The 16,979-nt window shown below is 52.1% G+C and carries 17 protein-coding genes and 1 pseudogene; 6 read left to right on the forward strand and 12 right to left on the reverse strand.

The genetic code is table 11. The features are described from left to right. Positions 1-16: 16 nt before the first annotated feature. The gene (locus HB779_RS21465; protein ID WP_188346366.1) at positions 17-4,444 is read right to left on the reverse strand and encodes a chemotaxis protein CheB; all 4,428 of its coding nucleotides are present in this window, start codon (positions 4,442-4,444) and stop codon (positions 17-19) included. A 258-nt stretch (positions 4,445-4,702) separates the two neighbouring features. On the opposite strand from HB779_RS21465, the gene HB779_RS21470 reads away from it, so the two are divergent. From HB779_RS21470 to HB779_RS21485, 4 genes are all read left to right on the forward strand, one after another. Next, positions 4,703-5,077, forward strand: coding sequence for a response regulator (locus HB779_RS21470; protein ID WP_188346367.1), 375 nt, complete (start codon positions 4,703-4,705; stop codon positions 5,075-5,077). A 1-nt stretch (position 5,078) separates the two neighbouring features. Beyond that, positions 5,079-5,606: a pyridoxamine 5'-phosphate oxidase family protein gene (locus tag HB779_RS21475; protein WP_188346368.1), complete on the forward strand. Its 528-nt coding sequence runs from the start codon at positions 5,079-5,081 to the stop codon at positions 5,604-5,606. A gap of 31 nt (positions 5,607-5,637) precedes the next feature. Next, complete coding sequence (locus tag HB779_RS21480) at positions 5,638-5,874, forward strand: hypothetical protein (protein ID WP_188346369.1); 237 nt, start codon at positions 5,638-5,640, stop codon at positions 5,872-5,874. A gap of 330 nt (positions 5,875-6,204) precedes the next feature. Then, on the forward strand, positions 6,205-6,729 hold the full coding sequence (locus tag HB779_RS21485) for a DUF1003 domain-containing protein (protein ID WP_188346370.1): 525 nt from the start codon (positions 6,205-6,207) through the stop codon (positions 6,727-6,729). 78 nt (positions 6,730-6,807) lie between these two features. On the opposite strand, the gene HB779_RS21490 is transcribed toward HB779_RS21485, so the two are convergent. Together HB779_RS21490 and HB779_RS21495 are read right to left on the reverse strand one after the other, a co-directional pair. Further along, positions 6,808-7,059, reverse strand: coding sequence for a hypothetical protein (locus HB779_RS21490; RefSeq protein ID WP_188346371.1), 252 nt, complete (start codon positions 7,057-7,059; stop codon positions 6,808-6,810). Positions 7,060-7,252: 193 nt separating this feature from the next. Then, complete coding sequence (locus HB779_RS21495; RefSeq protein WP_188346372.1) at positions 7,253-7,558, reverse strand: antibiotic biosynthesis monooxygenase family protein; 306 nt, start codon at positions 7,556-7,558, stop codon at positions 7,253-7,255. Positions 7,559-7,873: 315 nt separating this feature from the next. Here HB779_RS21495 and HB779_RS21500 point away from each other — a divergent pair, with 315 nt between their 5' ends. Next, on the forward strand, positions 7,874-8,458 hold the full coding sequence (locus HB779_RS21500) for a GNAT family N-acetyltransferase (RefSeq protein ID WP_371823953.1): 585 nt from the start codon (positions 7,874-7,876) through the stop codon (positions 8,456-8,458). Between the two features lie 159 nt (positions 8,459-8,617). Here HB779_RS21500 and HB779_RS21505 read toward each other — a convergent pair whose 3' ends face one another. The 3 genes from HB779_RS21505 to HB779_RS21515 form a co-directional block, all read right to left on the reverse strand. Further along, complete coding sequence (locus HB779_RS21505; RefSeq protein WP_188346373.1) at positions 8,618-10,054, reverse strand: hypothetical protein; 1,437 nt, start codon at positions 10,052-10,054, stop codon at positions 8,618-8,620. Positions 10,055-10,267: 213 nt separating this feature from the next. After that, positions 10,268-10,696, reverse strand: a complete 429-nt coding sequence (locus tag HB779_RS21510) for a hypothetical protein (protein WP_188346374.1) — start codon at positions 10,694-10,696, stop codon at positions 10,268-10,270. Between the two features lie 20 nt (positions 10,697-10,716). After that, positions 10,717-11,876, reverse strand: a protein-coding gene (locus HB779_RS21515) for an IS3 family transposase (protein WP_188342757.1) whose coding sequence is annotated in 2 segments (ribosomal slippage) — positions 10,717-11,612 and positions 11,612-11,876 — 1,161 coding nt in all. Because the reading frame shifts where the segments join, the coding sequence is not laid out codon by codon here. A gap of 173 nt (positions 11,877-12,049) precedes the next feature. Here HB779_RS21515 and HB779_RS21520 point away from each other — a divergent pair. Then, positions 12,050-13,450, forward strand: a complete 1,401-nt coding sequence (locus HB779_RS21520) for an ISKra4 family transposase (RefSeq protein WP_188346375.1) — start codon at positions 12,050-12,052, stop codon at positions 13,448-13,450. A gap of 27 nt (positions 13,451-13,477) precedes the next feature. On the opposite strand, the gene arsH is transcribed toward HB779_RS21520, so the two are convergent. The 6 genes and pseudogenes from arsH to HB779_RS21545 form a co-directional block, all read right to left on the reverse strand. Beyond that, positions 13,478-14,206, reverse strand: coding sequence for an arsenical resistance protein ArsH (gene arsH / locus HB779_RS21525; RefSeq protein WP_188346376.1), 729 nt, complete (start codon positions 14,204-14,206; stop codon positions 13,478-13,480). Further along, complete coding sequence (gene arsC, locus HB779_RS21530) at positions 14,181-14,603, reverse strand: arsenate reductase (glutaredoxin) (RefSeq protein ID WP_188346377.1); 423 nt, start codon at positions 14,601-14,603, stop codon at positions 14,181-14,183. The genes arsH and arsC overlap by 26 nt, the downstream gene beginning before the upstream one ends. After that, positions 14,603-15,664 carry an ACR3 family arsenite efflux transporter gene (gene arsB / locus HB779_RS21535; protein ID WP_188346378.1) on the reverse strand — a complete coding sequence of 354 codons (1,062 nt, stop codon included), beginning with the start codon at positions 15,662-15,664 and terminating at the stop codon, positions 14,603-14,605. Before arsB ends, arsC begins: the two co-directional genes overlap by 1 nt. Positions 15,665-15,673: 9 nt before the next feature. Next, positions 15,674-16,093 (reverse strand): arsenic resistance N-acetyltransferase ArsN2, encoded by a 420-nt coding sequence (gene arsN2, locus HB779_RS25485; RefSeq protein WP_371823958.1) that lies wholly within the window; start codon positions 16,091-16,093, stop codon positions 15,674-15,676. Positions 16,094-16,096: 3 nt separating this feature from the next. Continuing rightward, positions 16,097-16,606: pseudogene (locus HB779_RS25490) on the reverse strand (arsenate reductase ArsC); the annotation flags it as partial. Next, positions 16,599-16,955, reverse strand: coding sequence for a helix-turn-helix transcriptional regulator (locus HB779_RS21545; RefSeq protein ID WP_188346380.1), 357 nt, complete (start codon positions 16,953-16,955; stop codon positions 16,599-16,601). The pseudogene HB779_RS25490 and the gene HB779_RS21545, both read right to left, overlap by 8 nt. Positions 16,956-16,979: the final 24 nt, after the last annotated feature.

Genomic DNA, 16,979 nt, shown 5'->3' on the forward strand with positions numbered 1-16,979 from the left:
GTTGTTAGGAAATGAGCTAAACCTGCGTTTTCGCACCGCTGGCTAAACCGTTTGCCGGCTGGCCAGTATTGTTGCCCGCAGCCACCAGGACTAACCTTGCCAAGGCAGGAAGAGATTTCGACCCGGTTTTCTTCATAATCGATGCCCGATGGTTTTCTACAGTCCTTTGACTGATACCAAGATCGGCGGCAATGTTCTTGCTGGGATGGCCCGCAAGAACCAACTCCATTATCTGCTTCTGGCGTAGCGTAAGCCCAAGTATATGTTCAGCCGCCTCATCATGCCATGCAGACCGCTTGTTCTCATCTCGTGATTGCTCCAGCGCGCGGGCGACAGTTGCAAGGAGTTCATCGCTGCCGACAGGCTTTTCGATAAAATCAGATGCTCCCGCCTTCATGGCATCGACCGCCATGGAGACGTCGCTGTTTCCGGTAATCATAATGGAGGGCAACCGGTATTCCTTATCGCTTAAGCGCTGCAACAGTTCGATGCCACTCATTCCCGGCAGATAGGCGTCAACCAGCAGACATGCCTCCTGACCGGGACGATAGGCTTCAAGGAAAGCTTCGCAGCTGGCAAACGCCTCGACCCTTTGTCCATCACTTTCCAGCACGTCACAAATTCCCTGACGAAAATAGCTGTCGTCATCGACGACAAAAGTCATGGGTTTGCCACTAGAACCGTCAACAGTTTTGGAATACAACTTACTGGCTGTCTTTGTATTCCGTGCTCCGGAAATCAGATCCCGGATTGTTTGTACCATCTCATTGACCTTAACCGGTTTGTTAAGATGGATGCAGTCATGCCGAGATATGTCTTTGAGCGTTGCAGTGGATATGTCTCCCGTCAGGATAATGACGGGAACCTGGCGATTTAGATGCTCGCGAAGCTTGTCCGCAATCTGCAGCCCATCCATTCCATTCGGCAGGTTAAAATCCGCAAGAATGAGATCAAGCCTCCCGGTGTGGCGTATCACTGCGTCCACTGCAGAAGGCCCGTCAGGAGCTGTGAATACCTTATATCCTTGGTCTTTGAACAGAGTTTCGAGCAAATCACGCAATTCCGGATCGTCCTCAACGACCATGATCGTTCCGGTGGCGGGATCGACAGCCATTACCGCATCGACAACGTCTTCCCCGCTTTCAATCTGGAGTAGCGCAGATCGTGCGGCCAACTTGATCTCGATTGAGAAAACGGAACCACGGCCAGGCTTTGAGTTCAGCCGAATACGATGGCTGAGCAGAATACCCAAACGATGAACGATCGCCAGACCCAGTCCCAGCCCGTGACTGCGCTGACGCGCTGAATTATCGATCTGGTGGTACTCCTCAAATATGGCCTGTTGTTCATGCTCCGGAATTCCGATTCCCGTATCCCATATCTCAATGATCAGACTGCCTTGGCGGCGGCGGCATCCCAGAAGAACCTTACCAGCTGAGGTGTATTTTAGTGCGTTGGACAGAAGGTTTCGAACCATCTGCTCAAGCAGCCGTGGATCCGTTTCGATGACAACACTCGTAGCTACCACGCGTAGGATCAGACCTTTTGCCTGTGCAACATAATTGAACTCATTGGCCAACCGGCCGAGCAGCTCATTCATCGGGAACCTGGTGATATTGGTACGGATTGTGCCTGCTTCGATCTGATTGATATCAAGCAATGTGTTGAGCATACCCGACATCGCTCCAAGGGTTGCGTCAAATCTGTCAACCAGCTTCTTGGACTTCTCGCTTTCAACGGTATTTGCCAGCAGGCCGTGGAGCAAAGTAAGCGTCTGCAATGGTTGCCGAAGATCGTGGCTTGCTGCAGCCAGGAACCGGGATTTTGCAACGTTGGCCAGCTCTGCCTGTCTTTTGGCTGCTTCCAATGCGTCAGCGGCAAGTTTGCGTTCGGTGATATCGGCAAAGGTGATCACCACCCCTTCAACCTCATCGTTCTGCGAACGATATGGCAAGATGCGCCGAATATACCAAGCACCACTTTCAGCGTTAATCTCGGCTTCACGTGGCGCTTGGCTCTTGAGCACTGTGTGCGCATCTTTCAAAAGATCCGTGTCAGCTGCCAAAGAGTGGAGATCCGCAAGCGGGCGGCCGATATCTCCAGCTATGACGTTGAAAAGCGATCTGGTTGCCGGCGTGAAAAAGCGAATATTGAGCCTGATATCCAGGAAAATCGTTGCAACATCCGTACTGTAAAGCACGTTTTGCAAATCGTTCGACGTTGTGCGCTGCCTCTCCAATGTTTCCTGCAGCTGACTGTTCAGAGCCGTCAACTCCTCGTTGAGCGACTGCAGTTCTTCCTTGGAGGTTAAAAGCTCCTCATTGGTTGATTGATACTCTTCATTGAACGAAAGTGCTTCTTCGCTGATGATCTTCTGCTCTTCGCCGGAAATCTCGAGATCCCGGATAACCCCATGAAGCTCGGTCCGCGTGATGTCGAGCTCCCGTTCAAGTTCCGTAACCCGTGAATTGTTGCCATCCAACAAGGGCCGCATTTCCTGCAGTGGTCGCTTTGGTTCATCGATAAAGCAAACAAGCAGCAGATCTTCCGCGCCGGTTCGAACGGGTCGAACGTCAATGCTAAATAGTTGTGAGATGCCCCCAATGGACATCCGGCATCCCTCTACAAGCACTCGCGTATTGTCCTGTCCCGCTTTCTGGATGGCGGAGCGCAGTTTGGTATGCAGACCGTGATGTGTCATGGCCAGCAAATCATGTGTTGGCTGACCAGATGGAACGCGCAGATAGCGTTCGGTCGGTCCCAAACTATAGATGCATTCATGTCTGCGATTGATCAGAACAGCGGCCGGCGCGTAATTTTCCAATATCGTTCGGCGGCACAGCTCAGCCAAAATGGCCTGTTGTGACTGAACCTGCGTCTGGCGTGGATTTTCCCTGGAAACATTACCGGGTGCAACGGGAAAGGCAATTTCACTCACACGGCTGCGGCCGGCGCGTCGATAGAGACGTTCTGGTTTTGAAATGACATCGAAACGTCCCGCTATCTGTCCAACAGTTTCAGCGTTACCAAGCAGGAGAATGCCGCCGTCCAGCAGGGCAAAGTGAAACAGTGAAATGACTTTCACCTGCGCTTCCGGGCCGAGATAGATCAAAATATTGCGGCAGGAAACCAGATCGAGACGCGAGAATGGCGGATCGGTCAACACATCCTGTATTGTGAAAACCACGATTGCCCGTATCTCAGGCGATATCCTGTAGCCGTCGTCTTCCCGAGAAAAGAAACGTGCAAGGCGTTTGCCTGAGACGTGCTGCTTGATGGCTTTGGGATAACTGCCGTTGCGTGCCGTTGCTATGGCGTCGGCATCAATGTCGGAAGCAAAGACCTGCAGCTTGATATTGCGCTTGGACTTGGCGATCTGTTCAATGAAAACCATGGCAAGAGAATAAGCCTCTTCGCCTGTACTGCAGCCTGCAACCCAAATACGCAAGGGCACATGCAGATCATGCTTTCGGACCATGTCCGGGATGACCGTATTTTCAAGGTAGTCAAACACCTTTGGATCACGAAAGAAACTCGTTACATTGATGAGCAGGTCCTTGGCCAGCAAATCCAACTCGTTGGCGTTGCTTTGCAGAACTTCCAAATATCGGGCGAAATCTCCCGCAGTAATTGCAGACAACGCCATACGACGTTCAATTCGGCGTTGCAGAGTTCCCTGTTTATACAAACGAAAATCATGAACCGTATTGGTCCGCAGTAGCTCCACTATTTCATGCAGCCAGTTTTTTGACGCGCCCGCTCCGGGCACCAAAGCAGGTTCATGTGTTGTCCCGGTTTGCGCACTTGCAGCCAGTGCACCGGGTATTTCGGCAATTGGCCGTACAAGATCAACCAATCCCGTATTGATCGCACTTTTTGGCATGCCATCATAAGCGGCCTCGTTCGGATCTTGAACAATAACGAAACCGTCGTTTTCTTTGACCGCTTTAAGTCCGAGGCTGCCGTCTGCACCAGTTCCCGAAAGAACAATGCATATTGCCCTTTTCCCGTATTCTGTTGCCAGGGATTGGAGCAAAAAATCAAAGGGAAGACGTGCACCATGGCGAGCGATTGGCTCGGAGACCCTCAGGACTCCGTCATTGACTGCCAGATAGGTCCCGGGCCCTATGACGTAGACGTGATTTGGCTCCACCAGCATCCCGTCGGCCGCTTGCCTGACGGTCATCTTCGTATGGCTTGCCAGCAGTTCGACCATCATGCTGTCATGGGTTGGTTCGAGATGCTGGATCAGAATAAATGCCATATCATCATCAGCAGGCAACGCATCCAGTAGCCTGCTGCAGGATTCAAGGCCGCCTGCCGAAGCGCCTATTCCAACGACCGGAAAGACCTCGATTTTGTCGCGACTGGCGGCTTGCCCACGTGTTGGACGCCCGCGTTGCGTTCGTGGTGCCTTGACCTCATGCTGAGGAGTTCCACGCATTGGCGTTACCTTTCAGATGTCACACCGGTGACGGTATACGAGCATGGTACCACGAGTTTGCAGATTGAAGCGTTTATTCGGTGACCTGCACCATCCCAAGCTCTCCTATTGGACTAGGTATTTTCCGAGTCTGTGCTCCCTATCGCCATTGAGCTAAATTTAATGTTGCGGTCGTCACTGACCTGAGCCGGGAGATATCCGGTTACATTTGAAAGTGCGTTTGCAGCTTTAAACATTGCAGCGGGGGCAAAGGTACTGATGACAATACTTCGCGTTCTGATCGTCGAAGACGAGCCTTTGATTGCCATGTTGTTGGCGGAGGTTATCACCGAAATGGGACATGATATCTGTGCTATGGAATCCACTGAAGCCACAGCTGTAGCAGCAGCCTTGAGGACCAAACCTGACCTGATGATTGTCGATGCAGGGTTGGGGGAAGGAAGTGGCGTGAAAGCCGTGGAAGAAATTCTTCTCAACGGTTTTGTACCGCATATTTTCGTCAGCGGTGACGACCTTAGCGATGTAACTCTTAGTCCGGATGCTGTCGTTCTGCAAAAACCTTTTCGGGAAAAAGACCTGGTTCGAGCAATTGAACGTGTGGCGATGCCGTCGAAACAGCTGATTGGTGAATGATATGGCAAATGGAATTTTTGGGTGGCTGGAAAACACGATGCGAAGTCCGCCAGCCACAAAAAAGCAGGGTACCGTGATCATTGAAGAGATGACTGGACAGGAAATCAAATCCCTCCTGCAACGCGCCACCGTGGGACGTTTGGCGTGTTCCAAGGAAGGTCAGCCCTATGTCGTTCCTCTCAGTTTCACTTACGACGTGGTCTATCTCTATTCTCTGACCACCGCGGGAAAAAAGGTAGATTGGATGCGGGCCAATCCCAAGGTTTGCGTCGAATTTGATGAGATATCAGCAACCAACAACTGGCACAGTGTCCTGGTCACCGGAACTTATGAGGAGCTGACGGATGCGCCGGAACATATAGCCGCCAGGGATGGCGCCCACAATATTCTCAGCAAGACACCCGAATGGTGGCAGCCTGCTTACGTTAAAACCGTAATCAGGGACAAAGTCAGGGAGCTTAAACCGGTCTATTTTCGTATTTCGATCCTGGAGACAACCGGACATAAGGCCATAAAGCAGGCGAGCTAAAGGGTTTTTCGCTCACTCATAGAGATTTATCATGCTGATTGCCGAACCAGAGCTCTCCTTAAATCACCCGGACCGGTTTTCTGAGTGTCAGATGGCGCTCAAAGACAGCCTGATCGCTATTATTGGCGATGCTTCTGACGCTGGCTGGCACAATGATGAGATTCTGGCAGCCATCATTGAGATCACCGATACAATGGCTTTGGCACTCAATACGAACACATTGCTTGCCATTGAAATTTATTTGAACGATTTGATGAAACCGCGCTGAAGTTGCCGTTGAATTTGGCTTGGCAACCGCAGACTATTTCAGGAACAAAAAATAACAGCAGAGATATGACATGAGTGAAAATTCGAAGAAGACGCGTGATGATGCAGAGACATCATTCAGAAAGATCCAGACTCCGTCTCCGAAGGATAGGCCAATATTGTCTGAGGAAGACCAGCTCATCCAGGCACGCAATGTCAAAACCGCTCGATTGCGGGAATTGCGATTGGATAAGGAAGCCAACGCAACCAATGCAAAACTGTCTGTGAAACCACAGAGCTGACACTGTATAGGAACCTTCGGCGGGAGTACTGATCCAGCAGGTGCAATGAAATGACTGACCACGAAGCGGATAAAACGGCCCTTGGCAGCACCGACCGAACGCTCCTGAAGAACCTCAGGATGCACCGGCGCAAAGAACGAAATCTCAAGCCCAGAAAGTTGGAAGCGGGGTTAACCCGTGGTCAGAAAATCGCTGATCAAGTTGCCGCAACCATGGGGTCTTGGCCGTTCATAATCATTCAGACAACAATTCTGTTTTTCTGGATTGTCTTGAATGTAACTGCCTATGTACAGCGCTGGGATCCATACCCATTCATTCTCCTCAATCTCGCCCTATCGTTTCAGGCCGCTTATGCGGCTCCTTTCATCATGATGAGCCAGAACAGGCAGCAGGATATCGACCGGAAAGAGGCAGACAACGATTACCGGATCAACATCAAGGCGGAGCTCGAAATCGAATTGCTGCATGAAAAAATGGAACTGTTGCATCAGAAGATTGACCTGCTCAGAGAAAAAGAAGTCTTATCCCTGACAGAAGCAGTCCAGCGCCTGTGCGATCAAAAATCGACCAAGTAAGAGTGATTCAATCACAATCGAAATTTGTTTGATCGTTTAAGATTCGAACAAGCAAGGATCCAAGCAGCGACTTTACGATCAGGAACGCGACTTGTCACCAAAGCGATGCTGGTCATCAAGATCTAGTTTCTCTCGAAGTAATTTTGCCTTTCGAGCCTCAATGCGGTTCATAGACAATTCCAGTAGAGCAGTCGCCACCTCAGTAGTGTGCCATCCCGCGGCCTCGGCATCACCTGCCAAAACGTCGAACCGACGCTGCATGTTTGTCTGGCAATCCATAGCTCTCTGCGGATGCCCTGATGATCTTCGAGGACCAATGATCTCAATCATGTGTGTTTCCTTTCAGCCGGCGTTTTTATCCGTTTAGGCCTGCAACCACTATACGCCCAATCTCAGTTCAACCTACGCGTTTATGCGCAATCCGGCTTTAAATGACGCATTCGGGCATTCCACACCCAATGCCGTAGGTCTCGTGTTAAGAAATCGCTCCGGGCCATATGGTCGATACGTTTCTTCGGGTAAATCACGTGCCGGAAATATCTACCGCCCAAACGTCTTTGAAGGGCTCTCCAACGCAGAGCGTCCTGAAAGCCTTGGCATGATCGTGAATAGCACAATGGGAGACATAAGCGTCATAGTCCGCTTCCGTGTTCCATTTTTCGATAAATAGAATTTTGTTTGGCTGCTGTTTATGTTCGACGACGCGAATGTCCTGTAACCCAGGAAATGTACGCGCATCTTTGAGTAAGTCACTCAAGTGTTTCAGATAACCAGACCAAGCATCAGGTCTAATCTCGACCATCACCGTAACCGTTACTGAAGAGATCATGGCCTGCTCCTGCCGTCATCACGTGACTCAACTTAGCAAAGTTGACGATCTTGCAAGCTACTGGAGAGAGGACTCCTATAAGTCAATAACATCGACCATGCAGTAAAGTTCCCAAATGTTATCTGATGAGCTTTGTCACGATTATGATTTATCGGATCCTAAGTCCGCTCGTATAATTTCGCAGCACCAGAGCGATCAACTAGAGCAATCAATAGGAACCATTGTCGCCTCTGGAAGGCAAAAGAGCACTTAGAAAGTGGATAGGCAAGGGGGGCATGACGTTTTGTGGGGCAGGCAAGAAAATGAGCTTCTGTTATGTCGGATTGGGCCACGCTAGAAACTGAATATACCAATTGTAAAACCGTTTGCCCCACAAAACGTTATGCTCTCCTAGTAGTCTTCCGTAGCTCTAACAAGTGTAAAAACAACTTTATGTATACCATTCAAGCCTGTCTACCTGAACACCCTGATGCAATTGCACTTATCGACGGTCTGTCTCAAACGCTGGCGACCATAACCGGAGACAGTGGGCGAAGCTCGTTTGATCCGAGTGACGTGTCTGTTGAAAGATCCATCTTTGTCGTCGCCAGAAACGAGCAAGGCATTCCAGTTGGCTGCGGGGCGTATCGGCCAATATCCTCCAACGTGGCAGAGTTAAAACGAATGTACGCTCTGGCGGAAACCGCAGGGGTTGGCGCTGCATTACTCAAGTTTCTTGAAAAGAAAGCGTTTGATGATGGCTACGATGAGCTCTGGTTGGAAACACGCCTCGTGAACCTGCGCGCTATCCGATTCTATGAGAATCATGGCTACGCTCGTATCGCTAACTTTGGCAAGTACATCGACCGTCCCGATGCTGCTTGCTTTGCTAAGTCCCTCCCAATGCGAGCCAGCATCTGAACGGGATAGGCTAATCGCTTACGCTCTTTCAGCTAGAGATTACGAATTGAAACTGACGTACAAACCCCGAAGTCATGAGAAAATGATCGGTTGTACGCGCCACGAAAGGCTCGTAAGTCTTCCTTTATAAATGCCGATAATTGGAATTTTGGCGAACTTTCACTGGCTCTTCGATTGGCGGAGCTTGATCAGTTGGGCATTTGCGTCGCTCAGTACGCTTTCCGTAATTTTGAGATACGATTTGGTTCCGGTTTGCTCGAACAGAGGCCTTACGCCCTTGGCCAGGGTGATCGCCTCTTCAAGCATGGCAATCTTTTGCGTAGCCGCAACTTCTGGCAGTTCTGCCTTGGCGTAATGTTGAAGTGTTCGCGCAAGCTTCATATTCATATACGCGGAGGACTCCTTCGAGTTTTCCTTTTGGGTGATCTCGTAGGCGTCACGATGCAGTTTCAATGCCTGCCGAAATTCGGATTCTTGCCCGTCCAGTTCCGCCACGAGCAGGATATCATCACCAAGATTTGCCATCGTTCCCCAACTGGGACCATCGCTGTTCAGTTTCTTAGCGATATCGAAGGTCAAAGTATTGAATTTTACCGCCTTTTCAGCGTCTGCGCGCTGCTCGGTAGTCGATGCGATACGGCCATACGCTGCACCAACTTTGCCATAGATGTATTGCAGTGCCCGCTCATCGGTGCTGCTTTCATACCTGCTCAGCCACTCTTCAAGAGGTTTCACACCGCGTCTGGCATATGCACTTCCGTCTCCCGAGTTGAGTTCGTTGGCATAACCAAGTTTCGCAGAGTAGTCCTCGGCAAATGTGAGCTCCCTTCTTTTATCGGGGTTTTTGACAGCCCTATATTGTCGCTCCAGCAGTTCTGCGGAACGTAGTAACATGGCCTCGTCGGATCGCCACCGGCCGAGATCTTCAAGTGCCTGAGGCATTCCGCCGGGCACGTATGTGTCACAGTCGCCACGTCCAACGAGGGGGCAAAGGGTTAGCATCGCTTCGCCAGCTTCAGTTTTGATAGCTGGGCCAAACAGGTATCCCGGGTTGTAATAAGCAAAGGTGTCACTCACATCCCTCGCAATCCAGAGCTTTTCCAAAGCCGAAAAAGCTTGCGCCGGATTACTGGGAGAAGCTGCGTCAAGCGATGCATGTAGGGCCGAAATAGCCAGGACTATGCGCTTATCCCGATCGCTGGCGCTTCCAGAAAGAGAATAGGTGTATTCCTCGTCCTGGTCGCCGACAATTGTAGCCAATGCGATGCGCTTTTGAATTACTTCCTGCACCGTTCCAGTTGTGAGATTGTCACATCCCTCCAGAAGCTCACCCGCCGCATCCGCATTGGATTGGGTCATTTCTCGCAGTTCAAGGCAGAAATTAGCATCTCCTGCGTAGGGGAACTTGTCCAGCAAGGGGGTTGTAATGCGCACTTCGTGGCCCGCAGCATCCCGGAACAATTTATAGGGGATGGCATCGCTGTCTTGCTGGAGATTACTTGGCTTGGTAGGCGCAGAAACTCGATCCCTTGCGGCAAAAATCAGATAAACGACAGACCCCGCTAATACGGCAATGAACATCAAGCGTTGTTTCAATTTGACCTAACCTAACGAGTTCGCCCCGCAGCCCGATACAAAACGTTTTCCAACCCCCGGGCGGACGGGATCGCGTTTGTGCATTTTACAACATATCATCGGGCGAACCGGGGCTGGTTGTCCAGCAACAGTTCCCGTCGCATGAGATTGTAACCATGCTTGGGTTTGCCGGCGGTCACAATGGAAAGGAGCCGAAGTCACAGAAAATAGTGATCATGGACAATGAAACGCGTTCATTTTCTCTTCAAAACCCAGATCGACACTCGAGTTTGGTTTTCCGTGAAGAGCATAATCTTCAATGACGGAATAGGCAGCTGATGGCGTAAACCCGTGTGTCTCAAAAAACTTGGTCATTTCAGGAGTATGGGAGCCATCGGGTGCTGCGCTCAAGCCACCTATACGCTCATACCAAGCGAGGTATGTCGTGTAGGGCTTCTTATTATAAGGAGCATCGGCACGCAAACCCTTATCAATCCAGTCTTTGAATTTTTCCTCTTTCAAGAGAGCTTTGCCCTCCTTGATTGCTTTAGCAACCCGCTGCTCGTGAGGACTGCACTTGGCAGCCGATAGTGCGACCGTTGTGTCGGCAAATATCGCCGCTATGATACATAACCCTGCGATGCCCGCTTGGCCTGCCCCCATGAGGCGATCCGGGTTTAATGTTAGTGCAGACTTGGTCTGATTGCCATCACTGGCGTTGAGGCTGGCCCATTTTGAGACGGCCAGACAATAGCCACGGGAGCAGGTGATCTGTAACCCAAGGATGAGTGGGGTCGGATAGTATTGTAATGCCGTCGCCAATTCTCGATGACGATTTGTGCCTCCTTAAGTGTGTAGAAGATTTCTCCGTTGAGCAGTTCATCCCGAAGCTTTGAATTGAAACTCTCACAATAGCCGTTCTCCCATGGACTACCCGGCATGATGTAGGCGGTTTTGGCACCGACGGCAGCAATCCACTCTCTCAAGGCCTTGGCGATGAATTCAGGGCCATTGTCGGACCGGATGTGACCAGGAATGCCGCGCAGGATAAACAGATCAGACAGAACGTCGATGACATCCGTCGCCTTCAACTTTCTGTCCACCCTGATGGCAATACATTCCCGTGTGAATTCGTCGATCACATTGAGCATACGGATTTTCCTTCCATTGTGCGTGCGAGCCTCAACAAAGTCATAGGACCAGACATGGTTGGGGTATTCCGGTCGAAGCCGGATGCACGAACTCTCATTCAGCCATAAACGTGTGCGCTTGGGTTGTCTGTGTGGAACTTTGAGCCCCTCACGCCGCCATATCCGCTCAACCCGTTTCACATTCACCACCCAACCCGCACGATGCAGCATCGCTGTGATGCGGCGATATCCGTAGCGGCCATATTGGAGAGCAAGTGCAATGATGTCGGCGGTCAGTGCCGCTTCATCGTCCGGTGTTTTCAAGAGCTTGCGCTGTGTGGATCGATGCTGGCCAAGAACCCGGCATGCCCGTCGTTCGGACACGTCAAATTCCTCAACCACATGCTCCACACAGGCACGGCGGCGTGCGGGGCTTAAAAGTTTCCCTTTGCGGCCTCAGCAAGGATCATCTTGTCCAGCGTCAGATCCGAAACAGCCCGCCGAAGACGCGCATTCTCCGCTTCCAGTTCTTTCAGCCGCTTGACCTGATCACCCTTCAAGCCGCCGTATTCGGCCCGCCACCGGTAATATGTTACTTCCGTCACACCTATCGATCGAATGGCTTCTGCCATCGACTTCCCCTGCGAACTTAGAACATCTACCTGACGCAGTTTCATGACAATCTCTTCGGGCTTGTGTCGTTTGCTTGGCATTCTCAATATCCTTTATCGGCTCAAAAGCCATACTTCATAAAGGACCACTTTCAAGGGGGCAGGCCATGATCTCTATCGCTGTTTCAGCCACGGGCGAAGTGCGGAAGCCGAGTTTTGTGAACATCAGATCCTCCACTACGGCTGTTGTGGAAAATTTGATGCGGGAAGACGACATGCGAGCACGACTGATATTGCAAATGCTGAATGACGACAGTGAGATTGTTGCGACCGAGACAGTCGCGGATCTGATGAAGGTGACGAAAAGGCCCGAAGATCTTGGCCTGTCGTTGTCCGAGGCAAAGACCCTCCTAGCAAAATTGCAGCAAGTTATGGTGGAGACGCAGGTGGAATCGTGGCTCAGTGAAAATCGCGACCGGAATGGCCGCCATCTGCGAAGCAAAGGTAGCTATCCTGTCACCTTCCATACCCTGTTCGGCGATGTACGCCTGCAGAGCCCGCGCTATTACCTGCCACGGGTTGACGGCGCGAACTGTCCTGCAACAATCTCACCGCTGCGGGAATTGATCTCCGATCACATCGCGCCCGAACGCCTTTATCTGGAGACCCGGTGGGCCTCACTCGTGCCCTATGCCGCCGCTGCGGAGCTGTGGGCCGATGTGCTGCCGATCAATTGCGGTGCCAATGCCACAACAGTTCGGCAGCATGCATTGCGTGCGGCCCGCCGTATCGAGCGAGAGCTAACCGAAGAACGGGTGTCCTTTATGCAGGATACCTGCCCGCATGACTGGATGAACCTGCCTGTTCCGGATGGCCGCATCGTTATCGGTCTGGATGGCGGCTACATCCGAGACCGCGATAACCGCAAAAAGAATTTCGAACTGATCGTGGGTCGTTCGCTACCCGACGACGGTGAACCGCGTTATATCGGCTTCGTCCAAGGTCATGATCGCAAGCCGCAACGCCGCATCATTGACCATCTCATCAAGCAAGGCGTGCAGGCCAATCAGGATATCACCTTCATCACCGACGGCGGCGAAGAGGTTCGATCGCTTGCCGAAATGATCGCACCGGCGAGCGAGCATGTCCTGGACTGGTTCCACATCACCATGCGCATCACAGTCCTTCGCCAGTTCGCGCAGGGAGTCGAGAACTACGACGAGCAGGCTGGGCAGGATCTGCTTGAAGGCTTACGCAAAATCAAATGGCATCTCTGGCATGGCAACGGCTATCGTGCGCGCGGCGAGATCGCAGACCTGCAATTTGATGCGGAAGCTCTTGAAACGGACTATCCCAACATGCGCAAGTTCTTGACCACCATCTGCGAGTTCCGGTCCTACATCGCCTCCAACAATGCAAGCCTGATCAATTACGGTGAGCGTTATCGGTCCGGTGAACGCATCTCTTCAGCTTTCGTCGAGGCAACCGTCAACGCTGTCATATCCAAGCGTTTCGCCAAGAAGCAGCAAATGCAATGGAGCAAAGTCGGTGCCCATCTTCTGCTGCAAACCCGCACTCAGACGCTTGATGGCTCCCTTCGTTCGACCTTCCAGCGATGGTACACCAGCATGGGAAACGACAATCAAGAATACGATGAAACGGCACTCACCGCCTGACCGCCCCACAAATGCTTATGCTCCCCCTTAAACAGCGCTCCTTAGAGTCACTCGCTTTTCCAGCGCCTCCGCATCTTCCTTTCGTTCGCTATATCGATCAGTGAGGTACCCGGAAACATCGCGCGTCAGCAGCGTGAATTTGACGAGTTCTTCCATCACATCCACAACACGATCATAATATGCAGAGGGTTTCATCCGCCCGCTCTCGTCAAACTCCTGGTAGGCTTTGGCGACCGACGACTGGTTGGGAATCGTCACCATGCGCATCCAGCGGCCAAGCACCCGCATCTGATTGACGGCATTGAACGATTGCGACCCGCCCGAAACCTGCATCACCGCCAATGTCCGTCCTTGTGTGGGGCGGATTGCTCCCATGGCGAGCGGTATCCAGTCGATCTGTGACTTCATGACACCGGTCATCGCACCGTGCCGTTCAGGACTGGTCCACACTTGTCCCTCTGACCAGAGTGAAAGCTCGCGCAATTCCTGGACTTTTGGATGATCCACCGGGGCATCGTCGGGCAGAGGCAGACCAGCCGGATCATAAATCCGGGTTTCAGCACCAAAATGTTCCAGCAGACGCGCCGCTTCCTGGGTCAAAAAGCGGCTATACGACACCTTCCGGATCGAACCGTATAGCAGCAGGATGCGCGGTCGGTGTGACGAGAAGGAAACCGGCAACTTTCCAGTATCAGGAAGCCGCAGAGCTTCGGATACGATATTCGGCAAATCAGACAAGGCGCTTTCCTTCAGCATCGATGACGACTTCGCCGTCTTCCTTGGTGAACGCGCCCTTTTGCGGGCTTGGCAAAATATCCAGAACTGCCTCGGACGGCCGGGCAAGGCGCACGCCTTTTTCCGTGACGACAAAGGGACGATTGATCAGGATCGGATGGGCTTCCATGGCATCAAGCAACTGCTCGTCATTCAATGACAGATCGTCCAGACCGAGCTCGGCATAGGGCGTTCCCTTCTCACGAATGGCCTCGCGCACGGTCAGTCCCGCTCTTCGGATTAAATCTTTCAGTTCCTGTCTGGCAGGAGGTGTCTTCAGATATTCGATGACTTTAGGCTCGATACCCGCATTGCGGATCAACGCCAGCACGTTGCGCGAAGTGCCACAGGATGGATTGTGATAAATGGTAACGGTCATCAGACAGTCCTTTCTGCTTTTTGGAGGTTCCGGACGGCTGCGCCGCGCTCATACCAATTCTTGCTTCTGTTGACGATCCAAACGACCGACAACATGACCGGGACTTCGATCAACACGCCAACCACGGTGGCAAGCGCTGCGCCTGAATTGAAGCCGAACAGGCTGATGGCAGCGGCAACGGCCAATTCGAAGAAATTGCTGGCTCCGATCAACGCTGAAGGTCCGGCTACGCAATGCTGTTCACCACTGATGCGGTTGAGAATGTAGGCCAATCCGGAGTTGAAATAGACCTGAATGAGAATTGGTACGGCCAGAAGCGCGATCACGAGGGGTTGTGCGATGATCTGTTCGCCCTGAAAGCCGAAGAGCATGACGAGCGTTGCAAGCAGAGCCACCAATGACAATGGCTGAAGCAAGCCGAGCAATCGGTCAAGACCTGCCTTGCCGCCATTCGCAAGCAACTGCCTGCGGACGAATTGAGCGATAATGACGGGGACAATGATGTAGAGAACCACAGAAAGGATCAGCGTATTCCACGGCACGGTGATCGCCGACAAGCCCAGCAGCAGTCCAACGATTGGCGCAAAGGCCACGACCATGATGGCATCATTCAGCGCCACCTGCGACAGGGTGAAATGCGGTTCGCCCTTGGTGAGATTCGACCAGACGAACACCATGGCCGTGCAGGGGGCAGCGGCAAGAATGATCAGTCCAGCAATATAGGAATCGATCTGAACGGCAGGCAGATAGGGCCGGAAGAGCCAACCAATGAACAACCAGCCAAGCAGTGCCATGGAAAATGGTTTAACAGCCCAGTTGATGAACAGGGTTACACCGATGCCGCGCCAGTAAGCCCCCACTTCATGCAGCGAGCCAAAGTCGATGCGCAGCAGCATCGGTATAATCATCAGCCAGATCAGAACGGCCATCGGGATATTCACGTTGGCGTATTCCGCAAGTCCGATAGCCTGGAACACACCGGGCATGAAATGACCGAGAGCAATGCCAACGACAATACACAAGGCAACCCACAGCGTCAGATAACGTTCAAAGACAGACATTGGATTTCCTTAGAGCGAAACGGATCGCGTCAGAATGGATGCGGAGGCCGGGCACAAATCGCAGGCTTGAGGAGTTCCAAGAATGTCAGCGGGCACTGCAGACCGTTCGACGGATTTGAAACCAAGTTTGCTAAAGAACGGCACGGCGTCGGTGGTGAGGAGATAACCTGCTTCTGCACCTCGAATATCAGCATACCGGAGCAGAAGTCTGGTAATCGCGGCCCCATGTCCGTGCCTTTGTGCCGTGGGTAATACGGCAATCGAGCGCAAAAGTGCATCCTTGCCATAGAGTTCGATGCCGCCATAACCGACCGGGTGACCCTGCCGATCCGAAAAGCGAAAGAACTTGCCCGTTGACTGCGTAAGATCGTCTGTCGGAAGCGCTGCGGCCAGAAGTGCGGCTTCAAAATCAACGTCTACAGGGTTTATCTCTTCGGCTTCAAGGCCCTCGCGGCGACCAATGGCTTGGAGTTTCGTTGTCAACCAAAGGCGATCCACGGAGGCATGTTGCAGATTAAGGAATGCCATAATGCGGTTCTTCATGTAACGGGCCGCTAGAGAAAAGGCCCTTTCCTTCTCGATCTCTGTCCCTTCCACTGCTGCCGGGTCTTCAATACCCCAATGGGCAGTCATAGGATGGCCGGGCCAGATCGGGCAGACTTCTCCCGCAGCATCGTCACAAACGGTAAAGATAAAATCCATTTCCGGCGCATCTGGTAAGGCAAATTCATCCCAACTTTTCGACCGGAAACCCTCTGAGGGATAGCCGAGCACATCAAGGACTTTCAAAGCGAACGGATTGACTGCACCCTTTGGCTGGCTTCCCGCAGAGAAAGCCTGAAAGCGCCCCTTACCCTCCACGCTGAGGATGGCTTCTGCGAGGATGGAACGTGCCGAATTACCGGTACACAGGAACAGGACATTGTAGACGCGATTAGGCATTGAATTTCTCCTTGGGCGGGCAACAGGGAACAATGTCAGCGATAACAGGGGCGCAAATATCAGGATGGCCCGCGCAGCAATCCTTCAACAGGTAGTTGATCGCCGCACGAAGGTTCTCGAATTTGGCCCGATAGATGATTGAGCGACTTTGACGTTCCGATGTGATCAGGCCAGCACGAGACAGGATCGCGAGATGTGTAGACATTGTGTTCTGTGGAACATCCAGAATACGGGCAATTTCCCCAGCGGCGATCCCTTCCGGCTCGTGCATCACAATCAGCTTGAATGCATCCATGCGTGAGGCTTGAGCAAGGGCCGAAAAGGCTTCAATGGTGTTTTCTTTTTCCATATATCCAGATTTACCGATATATTG

The sequence above is a fragment of the Phyllobacterium sp. 628 genome (genome assembly GCF_014189505.1).
Classification (GTDB): Bacteria; Pseudomonadota; Alphaproteobacteria; order Rhizobiales; family Rhizobiaceae; genus Phyllobacterium.